Source organism: Flavobacterium sp. UBA6135, from assembly GCF_002428305.1.
Classification (GTDB): domain Bacteria; phylum Bacteroidota; class Bacteroidia; order Flavobacteriales; family Flavobacteriaceae; genus Flavobacterium.
In genome coordinates, this window is the sequence record NZ_DIVJ01000003.1 from 93,805 (window position 1) to 110,430 (window position 16,626).

General features: G+C 33.5%; 15 protein-coding genes. 11 read left to right on the forward strand and 4 right to left on the reverse strand.

The genetic code is table 11. From position 1 onward, the window contains the following. The first annotated feature begins 102 nt into the window (after positions 1–102). The 3 genes from B3L86_RS00715 to B3L86_RS00725 all read left to right on the forward strand — a co-directional run bounded on the left by B3L86_RS00715 (position 103) and on the right by B3L86_RS00725 (position 4,483). Positions 103–2,250, forward strand: a complete 2,148-nt coding sequence (locus B3L86_RS00715; RefSeq protein WP_291113888.1) for a S46 family peptidase — start codon at positions 103–105, stop codon at positions 2,248–2,250. Positions 2,251–2,374: 124 nt separating this feature from the next. After that, a complete protein-coding gene (locus B3L86_RS00720) occupies positions 2,375–3,061 on the forward strand; it encodes a tetratricopeptide repeat protein (RefSeq protein WP_291113891.1) in 687 nt (228 codons plus the stop codon). Between the two features lie 66 nt (positions 3,062–3,127). Next, entirely contained in the window at positions 3,128–4,483 is a 1,356-nt protein-coding gene (locus tag B3L86_RS00725; protein ID WP_291113894.1) for a UDP-N-acetylmuramate--L-alanine ligase, read from the forward strand. A gap of 67 nt (positions 4,484–4,550) precedes the next feature. On the opposite strand, the gene B3L86_RS00730 is transcribed toward B3L86_RS00725, so the two are convergent. From B3L86_RS00730 to B3L86_RS00740, 3 genes are all read right to left on the reverse strand, one after another. Then, complete coding sequence (locus tag B3L86_RS00730; RefSeq protein ID WP_291113897.1) at positions 4,551–5,120, reverse strand: DUF1287 domain-containing protein; 570 nt, start codon at positions 5,118–5,120, stop codon at positions 4,551–4,553. 95 nt (positions 5,121–5,215) lie between these two features. Then, positions 5,216–8,296: a WD40/YVTN/BNR-like repeat-containing protein gene (locus B3L86_RS00735; protein WP_291113900.1), complete on the reverse strand. Its 3,081-nt coding sequence runs from the start codon at positions 8,294–8,296 to the stop codon at positions 5,216–5,218. 66 nt (positions 8,297–8,362) lie between these two features. Further along, the gene (locus B3L86_RS00740) at positions 8,363–9,100 is read right to left on the reverse strand and encodes an outer membrane lipoprotein-sorting protein (RefSeq protein WP_291113903.1); all 738 of its coding nucleotides are present in this window, start codon (positions 9,098–9,100) and stop codon (positions 8,363–8,365) included. 111 nt (positions 9,101–9,211) lie between these two features. Between B3L86_RS00740 and radC the strand changes: the two genes are divergently transcribed. From radC to B3L86_RS00775, 7 genes are all read left to right on the forward strand, one after another. Continuing rightward, on the forward strand, positions 9,212–9,907 hold the full coding sequence (gene radC, locus B3L86_RS00745; RefSeq protein ID WP_291113905.1) for a RadC family protein: 696 nt from the start codon (positions 9,212–9,214) through the stop codon (positions 9,905–9,907). A gap of 11 nt (positions 9,908–9,918) precedes the next feature. Beyond that, the gene (locus tag B3L86_RS00750) at positions 9,919–10,479 is read left to right on the forward strand and encodes a PepSY-associated TM helix domain-containing protein (RefSeq protein ID WP_291113907.1); all 561 of its coding nucleotides are present in this window, start codon (positions 9,919–9,921) and stop codon (positions 10,477–10,479) included. Positions 10,480–10,550: 71 nt separating this feature from the next. Next, positions 10,551–11,180, forward strand: coding sequence for an ABC transporter ATP-binding protein (locus B3L86_RS00755; protein ID WP_291113910.1), 630 nt, complete (start codon positions 10,551–10,553; stop codon positions 11,178–11,180). Position 11,181: 1 nt separating this feature from the next. Then, complete coding sequence (locus B3L86_RS00760; protein WP_291113913.1) at positions 11,182–12,474, forward strand: ABC transporter permease; 1,293 nt, start codon at positions 11,182–11,184, stop codon at positions 12,472–12,474. Beyond that, the gene (locus B3L86_RS00765) at positions 12,467–13,018 is read left to right on the forward strand and encodes a hypothetical protein (protein WP_291113917.1); all 552 of its coding nucleotides are present in this window, start codon (positions 12,467–12,469) and stop codon (positions 13,016–13,018) included. Before B3L86_RS00760 ends, B3L86_RS00765 begins: the two co-directional genes overlap by 8 nt. 36 nt (positions 13,019–13,054) lie before the next feature. Then, positions 13,055–13,747 (forward strand): YjjG family noncanonical pyrimidine nucleotidase, encoded by a 693-nt coding sequence (locus tag B3L86_RS00770; RefSeq protein WP_291113920.1) that lies wholly within the window; start codon positions 13,055–13,057, stop codon positions 13,745–13,747. Positions 13,748–13,760: 13 nt separating this feature from the next. After that, the gene (locus B3L86_RS00775; RefSeq protein ID WP_291113923.1) at positions 13,761–14,519 is read left to right on the forward strand and encodes a hypothetical protein; all 759 of its coding nucleotides are present in this window, start codon (positions 13,761–13,763) and stop codon (positions 14,517–14,519) included. Here B3L86_RS00775 and B3L86_RS00780 read toward each other — a convergent pair. After that, on the reverse strand, positions 14,516–15,793 hold the full coding sequence (locus B3L86_RS00780) for a replication-associated recombination protein A (protein WP_291113926.1): 1,278 nt from the start codon (positions 15,791–15,793) through the stop codon (positions 14,516–14,518). The two genes, B3L86_RS00775 and B3L86_RS00780, sit on opposite strands and share 4 nt — an antisense overlap. Before the next feature lie 73 nt (positions 15,794–15,866). On the opposite strand from B3L86_RS00780, the gene B3L86_RS00785 reads away from it, so the two are divergent. Next, on the forward strand, positions 15,867–16,625 hold the full coding sequence (locus B3L86_RS00785) for a rhomboid family intramembrane serine protease (RefSeq protein ID WP_291113929.1): 759 nt from the start codon (positions 15,867–15,869) through the stop codon (positions 16,623–16,625). The last annotated feature ends 1 nt before the right edge of the window (position 16,626 follow it).

Here is a 16,626-nt window from a genome sequence, read left to right on the forward strand (position 1 = left end):
ATTAAGTTAAAAAATATGCAGGTGTAGTGGTTTTTCAATTAAAAAAATAATTTCAAAAGGCAAAAAAAAGTATATTCGCAAACAGTAAAAATTAATCAAAAAATGAAAAAAATTATTTTAAGTCTTGTAGCATTAATTGCGTTTGCTCCGGCAACCGTTTTTGCTAACGAAGGAATGTGGTTTTTAATGCATATTCAGCGACTAAATCAACGCGATATGCAAAAAATGGGATTGCAGTTAACGGCTGAAGAAATATACAGCATTAACAATTCCAGTGTAAAAGATGCCATTGTACAATTTAATGGTGGTTGTACTGCCGAAATGATTTCCAAAGATGGTTTGGTATTGACCAATCACCACTGTGGATATGATAAAATTGCAGAACTTTCAACTCCGGAAAGCAACTATTTAAGAGATGGTTTTTGGGCTCAAAACCGCAAAGCGGAATTAAAACCTAAAAGTTTATTTGTACGTTTCTTCGTTCGTATGGATGATGTAACCAAACGAATTTTAGGCGTTGTGAATGACAAAATGACTGAAGCAGAACGCGAAGCGGCAATCAATCAAGAAACAGCAAAAATTCAAAAGGAAAATGATGGTGGCGGAAAATATACTGTTTCTGTTCGTCCTTTTTTCCAAGGAAATGAATATTATTATTTTGTATATCAAGATTACACCGATGTTCGTTTAGTTGGAACGCCAACTGAAAGTATCGGAAAATTTGGTGGTGATACTGACAACTGGGAATGGCCTCGTCACACAGGAGATTTCGCTTTATTCAGAGTTTATGCTGATGCCAACGGAAATCCGGCTGAGTATTCAGAAAACAATGTTCCGTTAAAACCAAAACACCATTTGCCAATTAGCTTGAAAGGTGTTCAAGAAAATGATTTTGCTATGATTTTAGGATATCCGGGTCGTACAAACCGTTGGATGCCGGCTGAAGGAATTGAGCAAAACGTAAAATTTGCCTACCCGGCTTGGGTTGAAGGTTCAAAAATGTCAATGGACAAAATGAAAGTGCACATGGACAAAGACGACAAAGTTCGTTTGGATTATGCTTCTAAATATGCTTCTATTGCCAATTATTGGAAAAACAGACAGGGGATGATTGATGCTCTTTCTCAATTTAAAACGGCAGATTCTAAAAGAAAAGTTGAAAAGAAATTTGATAAATGGGCAAACAGCAAAAATAATAAAGCTCAATACGGAACAGTTATTAAAGATATCAACGCTTATTATGCTTTAACAAATGAAAAGGCAAAACATGATAACTATTTGAATACTTTATTAAGAGGAACTTCATTTGGAACGTTGCCGGCTCGTTTAGGAAATCAATTGGTAAATTATTCTAAAGCAGATGCCAATCAAAAAGCTCAAATGAAACCTCGTTTGGCAGAAATGATTGAAGGAACTTTTGAAACTATTTATTTACCACTTGAAAAAGATGTATTAGCGGGTCAATTAGCTTTGTATGCAGAAAAAGCTAAAGGTTATGCTTTAGCACCAAGTATTCAGACTATGGTGGATAGCAAAACTGATTTTAACAGTTATGCATCAAACGTAATTGATTTGAGTTTATTTACTTCAAAAGAAAGGCTTTTGGCATTTTTAGAGTTACCTAATGCAGAGTTAGTTTCAAATGATCCATTATACAAATTGTCTTCAGATTTGATTGATCATTTTAATAAAAAATCAGACGAGTTAAAAGCTGCAGAAGATAAATATCAATCAGGTTTCAGAAAATTAGTTGCAGGTTTACAAGAGTCAAAGTTAAGTCCGATTTTATATCCGGATGCCAATTCAACGTTGCGTTTAACCTATGGAAAAGTTCGTGCACTACCTGCAGATAAAAGAAACGATGCAAAAATCAATAATTATACAACTTTAGCCGGAATGGTGAAAAAACACAAAGCAGGTGATCCTGAGTTTGATTTGTCACAACCTTTGATTGATTTGTATAACAAAAAAGATTTTGGTCAATATGCAGATAAAGCGGGTTATATGCCGGTAAACTTTTTGACAGATAATGATATTACAGGTGGAAATTCAGGTTCTCCGGTGTTGAATGGAAAAGGAGAATTAATTGGATTAGCGTTTGACGGAAACATCGAAGCGATGGCCGGAGACGTTATTTTTGATGACAAATTACAAAGAACAATTAATGTTGATATTCGTTTCGTATTATTTATCATCGATAAATATGCAGGAGCAAAACATATTATTGACGAGTTAACTATCGTTAAATAAGGTTTATTGTTAATTCAATTAAAAAATCTGCTTCAGCGATGGAGCAGATTTTTTTTTGGTAAACATTTCTAAAATAGTTTATTTACATATTTCATTTCCTTACTTTTGAATTCAAATTAAAAACATGAAAATTTTCAAACTACTAATTCTTTTAATCTCATTTCAAATGATGGCCAATTCAGATTTTGAAAAAGCGGAACAATTATTTCAAAAAGAAAGGTATGTTGAAGCAAAGGCAGTTTTTTCTATTTATTTAAAATCAAATCCGAATCATACAAAAACGATAGAATACCTTGGAGATATTGCAGGAAAGGAAAAAAACTGGGATGAAGCTATTTTTTATTATAATAAAATAAAAATCCAATATCCTAAAAATGCTGATTATCACTATAAGTTTGGTGGAGCTATGGGAATGAAAGCCAAAGAATCTAACAAATTCAAAGCTTTAGGAATGATTGATGAAATTGAAAAATCTTTTTTAACTGCTGCAAAATTAGATGAAAAACACATTGACTCCCGTTGGGCTTTGGTGATGCTCTACATCGAATTGCCTGGTATTGTTGGCGGAAGCGAAACCAAAGCTCAAAAATATGCAGATGAATTAATGAATTTATCAAAAGTGGATGGTTATTTAGCCAGAGGTTTTATTGATGAATATTTCAAACGTTTTACAAAAGCGGAAGCAAATTACATGATTGCACACGAAATTGGAAATTCAAAAAATACCTTTCAAAAACTATATGATTTGTATAAAAATAAATTAAAACAGCCACAAAAAGCGGAAGCATTAAAAAATAAATTTGAAAAATAGTAATCCGTTTTCGGTTGTCCGTTATCAGTTAACCGACAACCGACAACCGACAACCGACAACAGAAAATGAGAACCCACTTTATCGCCATTGGCGGAGCCGCCATGCACAATTTAGCACTTGCCTTACACCACAAAGGTTATCACGTTACCGGTAGTGATGATGCTATTTTTGAACCTTCCAAATCACGTTTAGAAAAGTTTGGACTTTTGCCAAACGAAATGGGTTGGTTTCCTGAAAAAATCACATCAGATATCGAAGCAATTATTCTCGGAATGCACGCCAAATCCGATAATCCGGAATTGTTAAAAGCAAAAGAATTGGGCTTAAAAATTTATTCTTATCCTGAATTTTTATACGAACAATCAAAAAATAAAACCCGTGTTGTGATTGGCGGTTCACATGGGAAAACGACAATAACTTCAATGATTTTACATGTGATGCATTATCATAACATTGAAGTTGATTATATGGTAGGAGCACAGCTGGAAGGTTTTGATACGATGGTTCATCTCACCGAAAAAAATGATTTTATCGTTTTGGAAGGCGATGAATATTTGTCGAGTCCGATTGACAGAAGACCGAAATTTCATTTGTACCAACCCAATATTGCATTACTTTCCGGCATTGCATGGGATCATATTAATGTGTTTCCAACCTTTGAAAATTATGTAGAACAGTTTGAAATTTTTGTAAATCAAATTACAAAAGGTGGTATTTTGGTCTATAATGAAGAAGATGAAACGGTTAAAAAAGTAGCCGAAGAAACGACCAACACCATTCGAAGATTACCTTATCAAACGCCCAATTATTCCGTTGAAAAAGGAACTACTTATCTTGATACTCCCGAAGGACCAATGCCAATTGAAGTGTTCGGTGCTCACAATTTGAACAATCTTGCCGGAGCCAAATGGATATGTCAAAATATGGGTGTGGATGAAGCCGATTTTTATGAGGCAATAGCCAATTTCAAAGGAGCTTCCAAAAGGTTGGAAAAAATTGCCGAAGGAAAAGGAAAAGTAGCCTACAAAGATTTTGCTCATTCACCCAGTAAAGTTGCTGCGACTACCAAAGCCGTAAAAAATCAATATCCCGATAGAAAATTAGTGGCTTGTTTAGAATTGCACACCTATAGCAGTTTGAATGCCGAATTTCTAAAAGAATACGAAGGAGCTTTGGATGCTGCCGATGTTGCCGTTGTGTTTTATTCGCCCGATGCAGTTAAAATCAAACAACTGGAGGAGGTAACTTATGATCAAATTGCTAATTCTTTCAAACGAAATGATTTGATAATCTATACGAATCCAACCGAATTTAAAGATTTTTTATTTTCAACTAATTTGGATAATGCTGCTTTGTTATTAATGAGTTCAGGGAATTATGGTGGTTTGGATTTTGAGGAGGTTAAGCAATTAGTCAATTAGGGAATGTGACATGAGTCATTGAGGGAATTAGCAGTAGTTTTAATTGGCAAATTGCCACATTGACTAATTATTTATCATACCGAAAATGCCCCACAATCGTATAGCTAAACAAGCAATCCTCCAAAACCTGTCCGCCACCCACATTGTGAACAATTAAATTGCGTTTACCATCTGCTGATTTTTTGTGTGTAACAATACCAATATGCGGAAGTTTGTCGCCAATCATCCAAGTTACAATATCGCCGGTTTTGTAATCGGAAGGATTATTAGTAACAGTTAGTTTTTCTCCTTTTCGTTCAAAAAACACTTCTAAATTGGGAACCCTTCGATGGTCAATATTCGTATCCGTTTTTTTTAATCCCCATTTTTTAGGATAGAGCGAAAAGTTTTTTTTCATGTCTTCGTGTACTTCTTTTTGCAAATCAACACCCAATTTCCGGTAGGCACGAATAACCACATCGGTGCAAACACCTTTGTCTTTTGGCACATCACCATTTGGATATTTTATGCTCACATATGACGGATCATAAGTCACTTTATCTTTTGTTAATTCCAAAGCAGCATCAGATAATTTTTGTGAAAAGTTTATAGTAAGAGAAATTATCCCTAGAAAAAAGAAGGAGAGCAATGTTTTCATGAGATTGTTTTTTAGTTAAATTCGCACTTCTTTTTTTACTACAAAAAAAATGCCTCTTTTGTTAAAGAAGCATTTTTTGTTACGTTGTAAAAAAATTAATCTTTCAAAAACTCATCAAATGATTTTAATTGAAATGGAATGCCAAGTTTAGTTCCCTGATCAATTAATTTGGTTTTATATTTTCCTTTTAGAGCATTTAAACTTGTTGTTGCTTTAGAATATAAATCCATCACATTTTCAATGTTGTCTTTTTGAGAAGGCGATGGTGCGTCAAATTGTTGAGCAACAGAGGCATAAATTGTACTCAATTTTTCTCTTAATTGTGGTTCAGCAGCACCAACATACATATCTCCTGTTGTCACAACCATTGTGTTTTTTAGAGCATTAAACTCCGCATAAATCTTGTTATTTGCTTTTGCTGTTTTTGGGTCTTTTTCAATTATTTTTTTGTTAAGAGCAATTAACTCGTCTAGTTCATAAACGAAATAGGCTAGCTCTTCATTTTTATCAAAAAGCATTTTTGCCGCTTCAGCTTGAAGTTTTCTTTCGTTTGGTGTTATTACACTTTTTGGGTCGTTAACAACTTTGAATTCATGAGTGTAAACCTCTTTTCCTTTTGTCAAAACTGCTTTATAAGTACCTTCCGGAACTCTTGGAGAAGTGAAGCCGCCAAAACTCAATGTTTTTGCAGTTGCAATTTTTGGATTTCTGGTGTTGTAATTCCATGAAACAATATTAATCCCTTTTTGATTTCCTGCAGGAAGTGTCACTATTTTATTTCCATTCGTATCCTGAATTTCCAAATCCATTTTTCCAAACGTATTTCGTTTTTTCAAATAATAGATGATTTGACCTGATGTATTTGGATTTGGTCCAACAAACTCCAATTCAGAAGCGGTGCCTCCAAAACTGGATTCTTCTTCAATCACAAATGGTTTCCTGTCAAAAAAGTGCACTTCTTTTTTCAGGATTTCGGGAGTGATTTGTCTGAGTGTACTTATGTCATCAATTATGATAATTCCTCTACCATGAGTAGCCATTACCAAATCATTTGTTTTTGGATGTAAATCTAAATAATGCACCGCCACAGCAGGCATATTATTTTCAAATTTAGACCAATTTTTACCGCCATCAACAGTGATGTATAATCCTATTTCTGTACCTAAGAATAATAAGTTAGGATTTTTATAATCTTCTTGAATATTTCTTGCAAAACTTCCTATTTCAGGAGTGGTAATTGAAGTCCATGTTTTTCCAAAATCAGAAGTTTTATAGACATAAGCAGTATAATCATTTTTTGAATGACCATCAAAAACGGCATATGCAGTTCCTTCATTGAAAACACTTGCTTCAATGTGATAACACCAGGTGTTTTTTGGTAATCCTTTGATATTCGCCGTTACATTAGACCATGTTTTGCCACTATCTCTTGTAATTTGAACATTACCATCATCAGTTCCGGCCCAAATTACGTCTTTGTTTAAGGGTGATTCTGCGATGGTAAAAATGGTACAGTGATTTTCGGCTCCGGAATTGTCAACAGAAAGACCACCTGATTTTTCTGTATTTGTTTTTGTAGGATCGTTTGTGGTTAAATCACCTGATATTTTTCGCCAAGTTTGTCCCATGTCATCAGAAACATGAACAAATTGACTGCCGGCATAAATTCTGTCAGGGTTGTGAATTCCGGTAACAATTGGTGTATTCCAATTGAAACGTAATTTTGGGTCGCCTTTTACGGCAAGCGGTTGAATGGTTTTTAATTCTTTAGTTTCTAAATTATATCGCCAGATGTTTTCGGCACCTTGCATTTCGCTGTAAATGATTTTTTTGGTAGGATGTTTTAAAACACGAAATCCATCGCCATAACCCACAACATGCCAGTCGCGAGCTTCAATGCCGCCGTCACTTTTACTTGGGCCATACCATGAGCCATTGTCTTGCAAACCACCATAAATGTTATAAGGTTCTTCATCATCTAAACTTAAATGATAGTACTGTGAAAGGGGTAGATTTTTTACAATGTCAAGTGTGTTTCCAGAATCCCAACTTCTGTATAAACCTCCATCGGTTGCCACATAAATTCGATTGCTGTCATGTAAATCAACAGTAACGTCATGAATGTCAGCATGCATATTTCCTAGCGGTTTAAAGGTTTTTCCACCATCTCTACTAATGGAACCTCTTAAGCCACCTTTGTATAGAATATCCGGATTTCGAGGATCAATTGTAATTCTTGAAAAATAAAACGGACGAACAACCAATTCAAAATCACTATTTAAATGTTTCCAACTGGCACCTGAATCTTCAGAACGATATAAGCCTTTGTCTTTATCTTGTTCGGTTTCCAAGACAGCATATAAAACTTCAGGTTTTGATGGAGCTACTCCAATAGCAATTCTGCCCAATTGCCCTTTTGGAAAACCATTGTGAATTTTGTTCCAAGTTTTACCTCCATCAATAGTTTTGTATAAGGCAGAATTATATCCTCCGGAATTAAACGACCATGCGGTTCTTCTGAATTCCCAAAAACTAGCATACATAATATCCGGATTAACGGGGTCAATTACCAAGTCTGCACAGCCTGTTTTTTGATCTACATAAAATGATTTATTCCATGTTTTTCCACCATCTGTTGTTTTATAGATGCCTCGATCTTCACTATCACCCCAAAGTGCACCAAGAACTCCAGCCCAAACTACATCACTATTTCTTGGGTCAACAATTATGGATGTAATTCGGTCTGATTTTGGTAAACCCATGTTAGTCCAATTCAAACCACCATCGGTTGATTTATAAATTCCATCGCCAATAGATACACTATTACGGGTCCATGGTTCACCTGTTCCAACCCAAATTGTGTTGTCAGGATTATTAGGGTCAATAGTAACACAACCAATAGATTGAATGTGTTTGTCAAAAATAGGAGAGAAGGAAGCACCACCATCTGAACTTTTCCAAACGCCACCACCGGCAGCACCAATGTAGATTATTTTGTTGTTTGTGGGGTGATTTGCTATGTCTGAAATTCTCCCGCTCATAATAGCCGGACCAATCTGACGGGCTTTGATATCACCAAATAATTCTTTGCCTTTTAAGATTATTTCATCTTGAGCGTTAACTTGAAAAGCAAAAATGAAACTTAAAGCAACAAGTAATTTGTTATAGTTTTTCATTGTTGAGTTTGGTTTAAAAAAAATCCCCAAAATTTATATAATGGGGATTTTTAAAAGTTATTAGTTTTATTCTTTAAAGCTAAAAGCACTTGGATCAACTGTTGGGTTTAAAGTAACTTTCTTCACCACCATAGCTTGTCCCATTTGATTCATTGTAAAAGGAAAATATAACCCGTCAACTTCTTGGTAGTCACTCATTGTTGTTGTTGACATTTGTCCTTTCATCGGGCCTTGTTTAATTTCAGTCTCTGTTAAAATCGGAACATTATTTTCTGTGTCAAAATAATAGAAGACTACATTATCCACTTTTTCACCATCAACAGTTTGCGGTTTTTTTGTGATTTTAACTTTATAGCACTCAGTTCCCTCTTTGGTTTCTTTTCCTAGATAGTCTGCAGCATATCCTTTTGCTTTATAATTTAATAAAACATCAGGATAATCGTTAGCTTCTTGTTTAATGTTTTCTACCATTTCCGATTCCATTTTTTCAGCTTTCATGGTCATAAAGTTTGTTGACCAAGCTGTTGTTCCATCAAATGCCATTTGGGTAATTTCTTGACCTTGAAAATTAATTTTCAGATACATTTTTCCGCCTTTTAGCTGAACCATTTCTACAGGAATTTCCATCCCCTGATAATTCACACTCATTTCCATTTTTGTTCCATTGAGTTTCTCAAATTTTTCAGCACCACCAATTGTTTTGAAGTAAGTACTGATAATTTCGTCAGCATTTTGAGCGATTGAAGCTATAGGAATAAGCAAAAAAGAAAACACACAAGCTAGAGTTATACTATTTTTTTTCATAATAAAGAGTTTTATTTTGATTGAATTAGTAATAAAAATAATAAAAATGTTACAAACTAAAACTAAAAATTATTAATTTTAAATTTTAATAACATTTATACGCCAAACAACATGGAAGAAAAAACAAATTTCTCAATTAAATATTGGGCAGAAGACGATAAGCCAAGAGAAAAGTTAGCACTAAAAGGGAGAGCTGCTTTAAGCGATGCAGAATTGCTAGCCATATTAATAGGCTCGGGAAGTAGAAATGAAAGTGCCGTTGAATTGAGCAAAAGAATCTTAGCTTCAGTTCAAAACAATTTAAACGCATTAGGAAAAATGTCAATTAATCAACTGATGACATTTAAAGGAATTGGTGAAGCAAAAGCAATTTCAATTATTGCCGCAGTTGAATTAGCCAGAAGAAGAAAATCAGAAGAAGCAACTCAGTTAGTTAAAATTACTTCCAGTAAAATCATATTTGAAATCATGCAACCCTTAATAGGTGAACTACCTCATGAGGAATTTTGGGTATTATATCTCAATAATTCCAATAAAGTAATCAAAAAGGAACAACTTAGCAAAGGAGGAATTACAGGAACTGTGGTAGATGTTCGATTGATTTTAAAGTTAGCTTTAGAAAATAATGCCACATCATTAATTTTGTCACACAATCATCCTTCCGGCAGATTGGAACCAAGTGAACCTGATATAGAAATTACACAAAAATTAAAATCAGCAGCAAGACAATTGGAATTGTCAGTTATTGACCATATTATTGTAACAGAAAATGGTTATTATAGCTTTGCCGATGAAGGTGTAATGTAAAAAATAATAAAGTGTCAGAAAAAAGAAAAAGTCAAGCAAAAATTCTTCGTTTTTTTAGAAAAATTCATAGGACTACGGGTGCCTTTTTGTTTGTTTTCTTTTTTATAATTGCTGTAACCGGATTTTTATTAGGGATTAAAAAACACAGTGGAGGTCTAATTTTACCTGAAGCTAAAAAAGGAGTTTCAGCTGATTTGGTCGATTTTCTTCCATTGGATAGCTTGCAAAAAAATGCAAATAGGTTTATTGTTGCTTTTTTAAAAGAGTCAAGCGTTAGTGAAATTGATAGAATTGATGTTCGACCTGAAAAAGGAATAGTAAAGTTTACGTTCAAGTCTCATTTTTATGAAGTGCAACTTGATGGTACAACCGGAGAATTACTTCAAATTGATACAAGACGATCTGATGTGGTTGAGAAAATTCATGATGGGTCAATTGTTGATTATTATTTAGGATTTCAATCAGGAACTTTTAAATTGATTTATACTTCAATCATGAGTTTTGCTTTGCTAGTGTTTACAATTACAGGATTTTGGTTGTGGTATGGCCCCAAAAAAATGCGAAAATCTTAGGCTAATTTTTAGAATTGATTAACAACTCATTTTTCAAAATATCTGTATCTTTCCAAAATAAAATTAACGCAATGATTCAAACCAAAGATTTGAAATTTTCATTTAATGAAAAAACCACTTTTGCTTTTCCCGATTTGCATAATGAAGCTTCACAAACTTTGTTGATTACCGGAAACTCGGGCAAAGGAAAAACAACTTTGTTGCATCTTTTGGGTGGATTACTTCGGCCTGATTCAGGTTCCATTTCAATTCAAGATACTACAATTTCATCATTATCTGAAAAAGAACTTGATCAATTTAGAGGTAAAAATATTGGGTTGGTTTTACAACAATCGCATTTTGTTGCCTCATTAAATGTGCTTGAAAATGTTGTTTTGGCTTCTTGGTTGTCAAACGGAGAAAAAGCAACAGAAAAAGCAAAATCATTATTGGTTGCACTTGATTTAGAAGATCAAATGTATAAGCTTCCTTCTAAATTAAGTATTGGCCAACAACAGCGGGTTTCAATTGCGAGAGCTTTGATTAATGAACCAAAATTGCTTTTGGCAGATGAACCTACTTCAAGTTTAGATGATGAAAACGCAGCAAAAGTTGCTGATTTATTGCAAAAGTTGTCAAAGGAACACAAGGCTTCATTGATAATTGTGACGCATGACCAACGATTAAAAGACACATTTTCTAACCATATAAATTTAAATTAAGATGATTGGAAAATTAGCTTGGAAAAACCTTTGGTTCAAACCATTAAATACCGTTTTAAGTCTAGTGTTACTCACGGCTTCTGTTGCTATTATTTCGCTTTTGATTTTATTACAAGAGCAGTTTGAAAAACAATTTTCAAGTAATATTGATGGAGTTGATTTGGTGATTGGTGCACAAGGAAGTCCATTGCAATTAATTCTTTCGGCAGTGTATCAAGTGGATGCTCCAACCGGAAATATTAGTTACAAAGAAGCCCAGGCTTGGATGAACCATCCCTTTGTAGAAACGGCAATTCCGTTAGCTTTTGGAGATAATTATCGAGGCTTTCGGATTGTAGGTACAACTCCTGATTATTTAGAAAAATATACAGCTAAAGTTGAAATAGGAAAAATTTTTGAAAATGATTTTGAAGTAGTTATCGGAAGTGAGATTGCAAAAAAATTAAATTTAAAAGTTGGCGATACTTTTTTTGGAACTCATGGCGATGCTCAGGAAGGAGATGTTCACGAAGATTTTCCTTATGTAGTAACAGGAATTGCTTCACCAACCGGAAAAGTTGTTGACAATTTGATACTTTCAACAGTAGAAAGTGTTTGGGCTGTACATGGTGATCATGGTCACGATCATGAAGGTCATGTACATGATGAAAATTGCAATCACGACCATGACGAAGTTGAAGAAAATCCGGCTCATGGTGAAGAAGGACATGTTCATGAAGAAGGCGACGAACACGATCACGAAGAAGAAAATGAAATTACAGCAGTTTTAATAAAATTTAAAAGTAAAATGGGAATCATTTCTTGGCCAAGAATGATTGCTCAAAACACAAAAATGCAAGCAGCTCTTCCGGCAATTGAAATCAACAGATTATTTTCATTATTCGGATTTGGACTTCAAGCATTAGAATATCTTGCTTATGGAATTATGTTGATTTCCGGAATTAGCATTTTTATTGCACTTTACAATCGACTCAAAGAAAGAAAATATGAATTTGCATTGATGCGGGTATCAGGAGCATCAAGAATTCAACTTTTAGTTTTAGTACTTTTTGAAAGTTTGCTACTATGTATTGTAGGTTTTCTTTTTGGTACAATTGTTGGAAGACTTGCCTTGTGGATAATTTCAACAACAACAGATGAACAATTCAAAATGGCTTTTGATCCCTTGACAATAATCTGGGAAAAAGAAGGAATTTTATTTTTGGTCACTATATTTGTTGGAATTTTAGCAGCACTACTACCGGCAATTAAAGCATATACATTAAATATTTCAAAAACATTATCAAATGCGTAAAATTTATATTGGTTTCATATTGGTTTTCATAGTTTTAGCTTATTTGGACACAACTTTTGTTCCAAAACAAGTGAAAGCAACTACATCTAATAAAGTAGATCAAAACAGCAATTTGCAATCGGCTTCGCTTTTAAATTTAGAAAATCCATTTCAGCAAACAAAGCCCGATACATTAACATGGAAATTATTGGGCGAAATTAAATATGTAAAAAAACCAAGCAAAGACTATCCTGACGGGGTAATGTTTCCTATTATTAATTCAAGTTTAAAACAAAAAGGAAAGAAAAAAATTGTAATGAGTGGTTTCATAATTCCAATTGATAATGTTTCCTATGCATTAAGCAAAAATGTTTTTGCGTCTTGTTTTTTTTGCGGACAGGCAGGTCCGGAAACAATAATGGGAATAAAATTTAAAGGAGCTACACCTAAATTAAAAACCGACCAATACGTAACATTGGAGGGTGTTTTCAGATATAATGATGATGATGTTAACGATTGGATTTATCATGTTGATGATGCCGTAATTGTTAAAGGAGCTAAGTAAGCAAATCTATCTAACCTTTTGCCTGTTACCTTTTAAATGAAACACTTTCAAAACAAATCGGATATTTTTTTTGATTTAGACCACACACTTTGGGATTTTGAAAAAAATTCAGCACTAGCTTTTGAGGTAATTTTTGATAAGCATAAATTAAATTTTGATTTAACCCATTTTCTAAATTTTTATATCCCTATTAATTTAAAATATTGGAAGCTATATCGTGATGAAAAAATTTCTCAGGAAGATTTACGCTATTTTCGTTTAAAGGAAGTTTTTGATTTGATGGATGAAGAAGTTCATGACGAAATAATTCATTTAATTGCCAAGGAATATATAGTTTATTTGCCACAATTCAATCATTTATATGAAGGAGCTTTGGAAATTTTAGAGTATTTACATCCAAAATATAAATTACACATCATAACCAATGGTTTTCATTCAGTACAAGAAGGAAAATTAAAAAACTCTAATATTGAACGGTATTTCGAGACCATCACTAATTCAGAAATGGCAGGAGTAAAAAAACCAAATCCGCTCATTTTCGACTACGCATTAAGATCTGCCAAAGCTCAAAGGGAAACAAGTGTCATGATTGGTGACAGCTTGGAAGCTGATGTGGAGGGAGCGTTGAATTCAGGTTTGGATGCCATCTTTTTCAATGAGTTTAATATTGAAGTAAAGCCTTCAATAAATCAAATAAATCACTTACTTTTATTAAAAAATTATTTATAAATAATCATATACTATGAAAAAATATATATTACTTTTTTTACTAATGTTATCATTTTCAAGTTGGTCTCAAACTTTGAATAACTATAAATATGTTATAGTTCCAAAAAAGTTTAATGATTTTAATAATGAAAACCAGTATCGATTAAATACCATAACAAAGTTCAATTTGGAGAAGATGGGATTTGAAGCATTTTATGAAGATGAAGAGTTTCCTAAAGAAGTAATTACTAATCGTTGTGATGCTTTAATTGTAGATGTAGTAAAAGGTAAACTTTTATTTTGGACAAAGGTTAATGTGGTTTTTAAAGATTGTTTTGGTAAAATTATTTACGAAAGTAAAGAAGGTAAATCTAAAGAAAAAGAATTTAAAGTTGCATATCCAAAAGCTTTAGATGAGGCATTTCAATCACTTTTTGCAATGGATTATAAGTATAAAGGTTCAAAAAATTCTATTTCTAAAGAAATTATCGAAGAATCTAAAATTGTAGATTTTGTTAATGATGAAAATCCTAAAAGTAGTTCAAATGAACAAAATTCTATTGTTGATGATAATTCAAAAATATTGTTTGCTCATCCTGTTAAAAATGGTTATCAACTCTTTGATTCTGTTTCTAAATTAGTGTTTAAGTTGTTAAAAACTGATGTTCCATCATTGTTTTTGGCTCAAAAAGGGGCTGTTTGTGGAGTAGTAATTTTAAAACAAGGTAGTTGGTTTTTTGAACATCAAGAAAACGATAATGTAGTTTCAGAGAAAATAAATATTAAGTTTTAATATCCATATTTATCTTTCCACCGATTTTTTAAAAAATGCCTGAGTTCTTTTTCTCTCGCATTATTTCCAGGCTCATAAAAAGAAGTGTTTTGGATTTCATCAGGTAGAAATTCCTGCTCAGCAAAATTATTTTCATAATCGTGCGAATATTTGTATTCGTCACCATAGCCTAATTCTTTCATCAACTTGGTTGGTGCATTTCGAAGATGTAAAGGAACAGGCAAATCGCCGGTTTGTTTCACGATTTGTTGTGCTTTTCCAATCGCTAAATAACTTGCGTTACTTTTGGCAGAAGTTGCCAAATAAATTGCACATTGACTCAATAAGATTCTGCTTTCAGGATAACCAATAGTTGTTACCGCTTGAAATGTGTTGTTTGCCATGATTAAAGCAGTCGGATTCGCATTGCCAATATCTTCACTGGCTAAAATGAGCATTCTTCTGGCTATAAATTTTACATCTTCGCCACCTTCAATCATTCGAGCTAACCAATAGACCGCTCCATTTGGGTCGCTTCCGCGAATAGATTTGATGAAAGCCGATACAATATCATAATGTTGTTCGCCCGTTTTGTCATATAAAACGGTGTTCTTTTGAACCAATTGCATCACTTTTTCATTTGTGATTTCAATCGAATTTTCTTCCGTCGCATTAACAATTAATTCAAAAATATTCAGCAATTTTCTTCCGTCACCACCGGAAAGTCGCAAAAGAGCTTCGGTTTCCGTTAAGGTAATTTGTTTTGCTTTCAGAATTTCGTCTTGTTCCATTGCACGGTGTAACAATTGCTCTAAATCATCTTTTGAAAAAGCATTTAACACATACACCTGACATCTTGACAATAAAGCAGGAATCACTTCAAAACTTGGATTTTCGGTAGTGGCTCCAATCAATGTAATCCATCCTTTTTCAACTGCGGCTAACAACGAATCTTGTTGCGATTTACTAAAACGATGAATCTCATCAATAAACAAAATCGGGTTTTTGGCAGTGAATAATCCACCACTCATTTTGGCTTTTTCAATCACTTCTCGAATGTCTTTTACCCCTGAATTAATAGCACTCAAGGTAAAAAATGGACGTTTGCTTTCCTGAGCCATAATTTGAGCCAATGTTGTTTTTCCCGTTCCGGGTGGCCCCCATAAAATTAAACTCGGAATAATTCCTTTTGCAATTTGATGTGTCAACGAACCTTGTTCGCCAACCAAATGTAATTGACTAATGTATTCTGATAAATGTTGTGGCCGGATGCGTTCGGCAAGTGGTGCTTCCATGATGTAAAAATACTGATTTCTGACAAAAAAGCACTATATTCGTTTTGGTTGAATTTTTGATTCAAATCCCAGTATGAAACAAAAACCATTTATTTTTTCAACATCTGTAATTGCATGGCCATTATTTTTTGTTTTGGCCATGTGGATTGTTTTTTGGATAGAAGTGCGATTTAAAATTGACTTAAGCGACTTTGGAATTTTTCCCAGAACTTGGAGTGGGTTAAAAGGCGTTATTTTGAGTCCTTTTTTGCATGGTGATTTGAATCATTTGTATAATAATTCTATTCCATTATTGTTTTTAATTGCCTTATTACGCTATTTCTACCGAGAAGTTTCGTTACAAGTTTTAGTTTTTGGAATTCTAATTTCCGGACTCGGCACTTGGTTAATTGGCAGAGAAAGTTATCATATAGGGGCCAGTGGATTGATTTACGTTTTGGTGAGTTTTATTTTTTTTAAGGGAATTCAAACTCGTTATTATCGCTTGGTTGCATTGTCGTTAATGATTGTAATGTTGTATGGAGGAATGATTTGGTATATTTTTCCGGATGTGGAAAAAGGAATTTCTTGGGAAGGACATTTGGCCGGATTTATAACAGGATTTTTATTTTCACTTTTATACAAAGCTGAAAAATATAAAAAACCAATTCGTTATGAATGGGAAAGACCGGATTTTAATCCCGAAAATGATCCGTTTATGAAACGTTTTGATGCCAATGGAAACTTTGTTAATCCACCAAAACCGGAAGAAATTTCGGAAATGGAATCGCCACAACCTTTTGAGTCGTCTCAAAATGTTTTATATGAATTTATCCCAAAAAAAGAAGATTAGT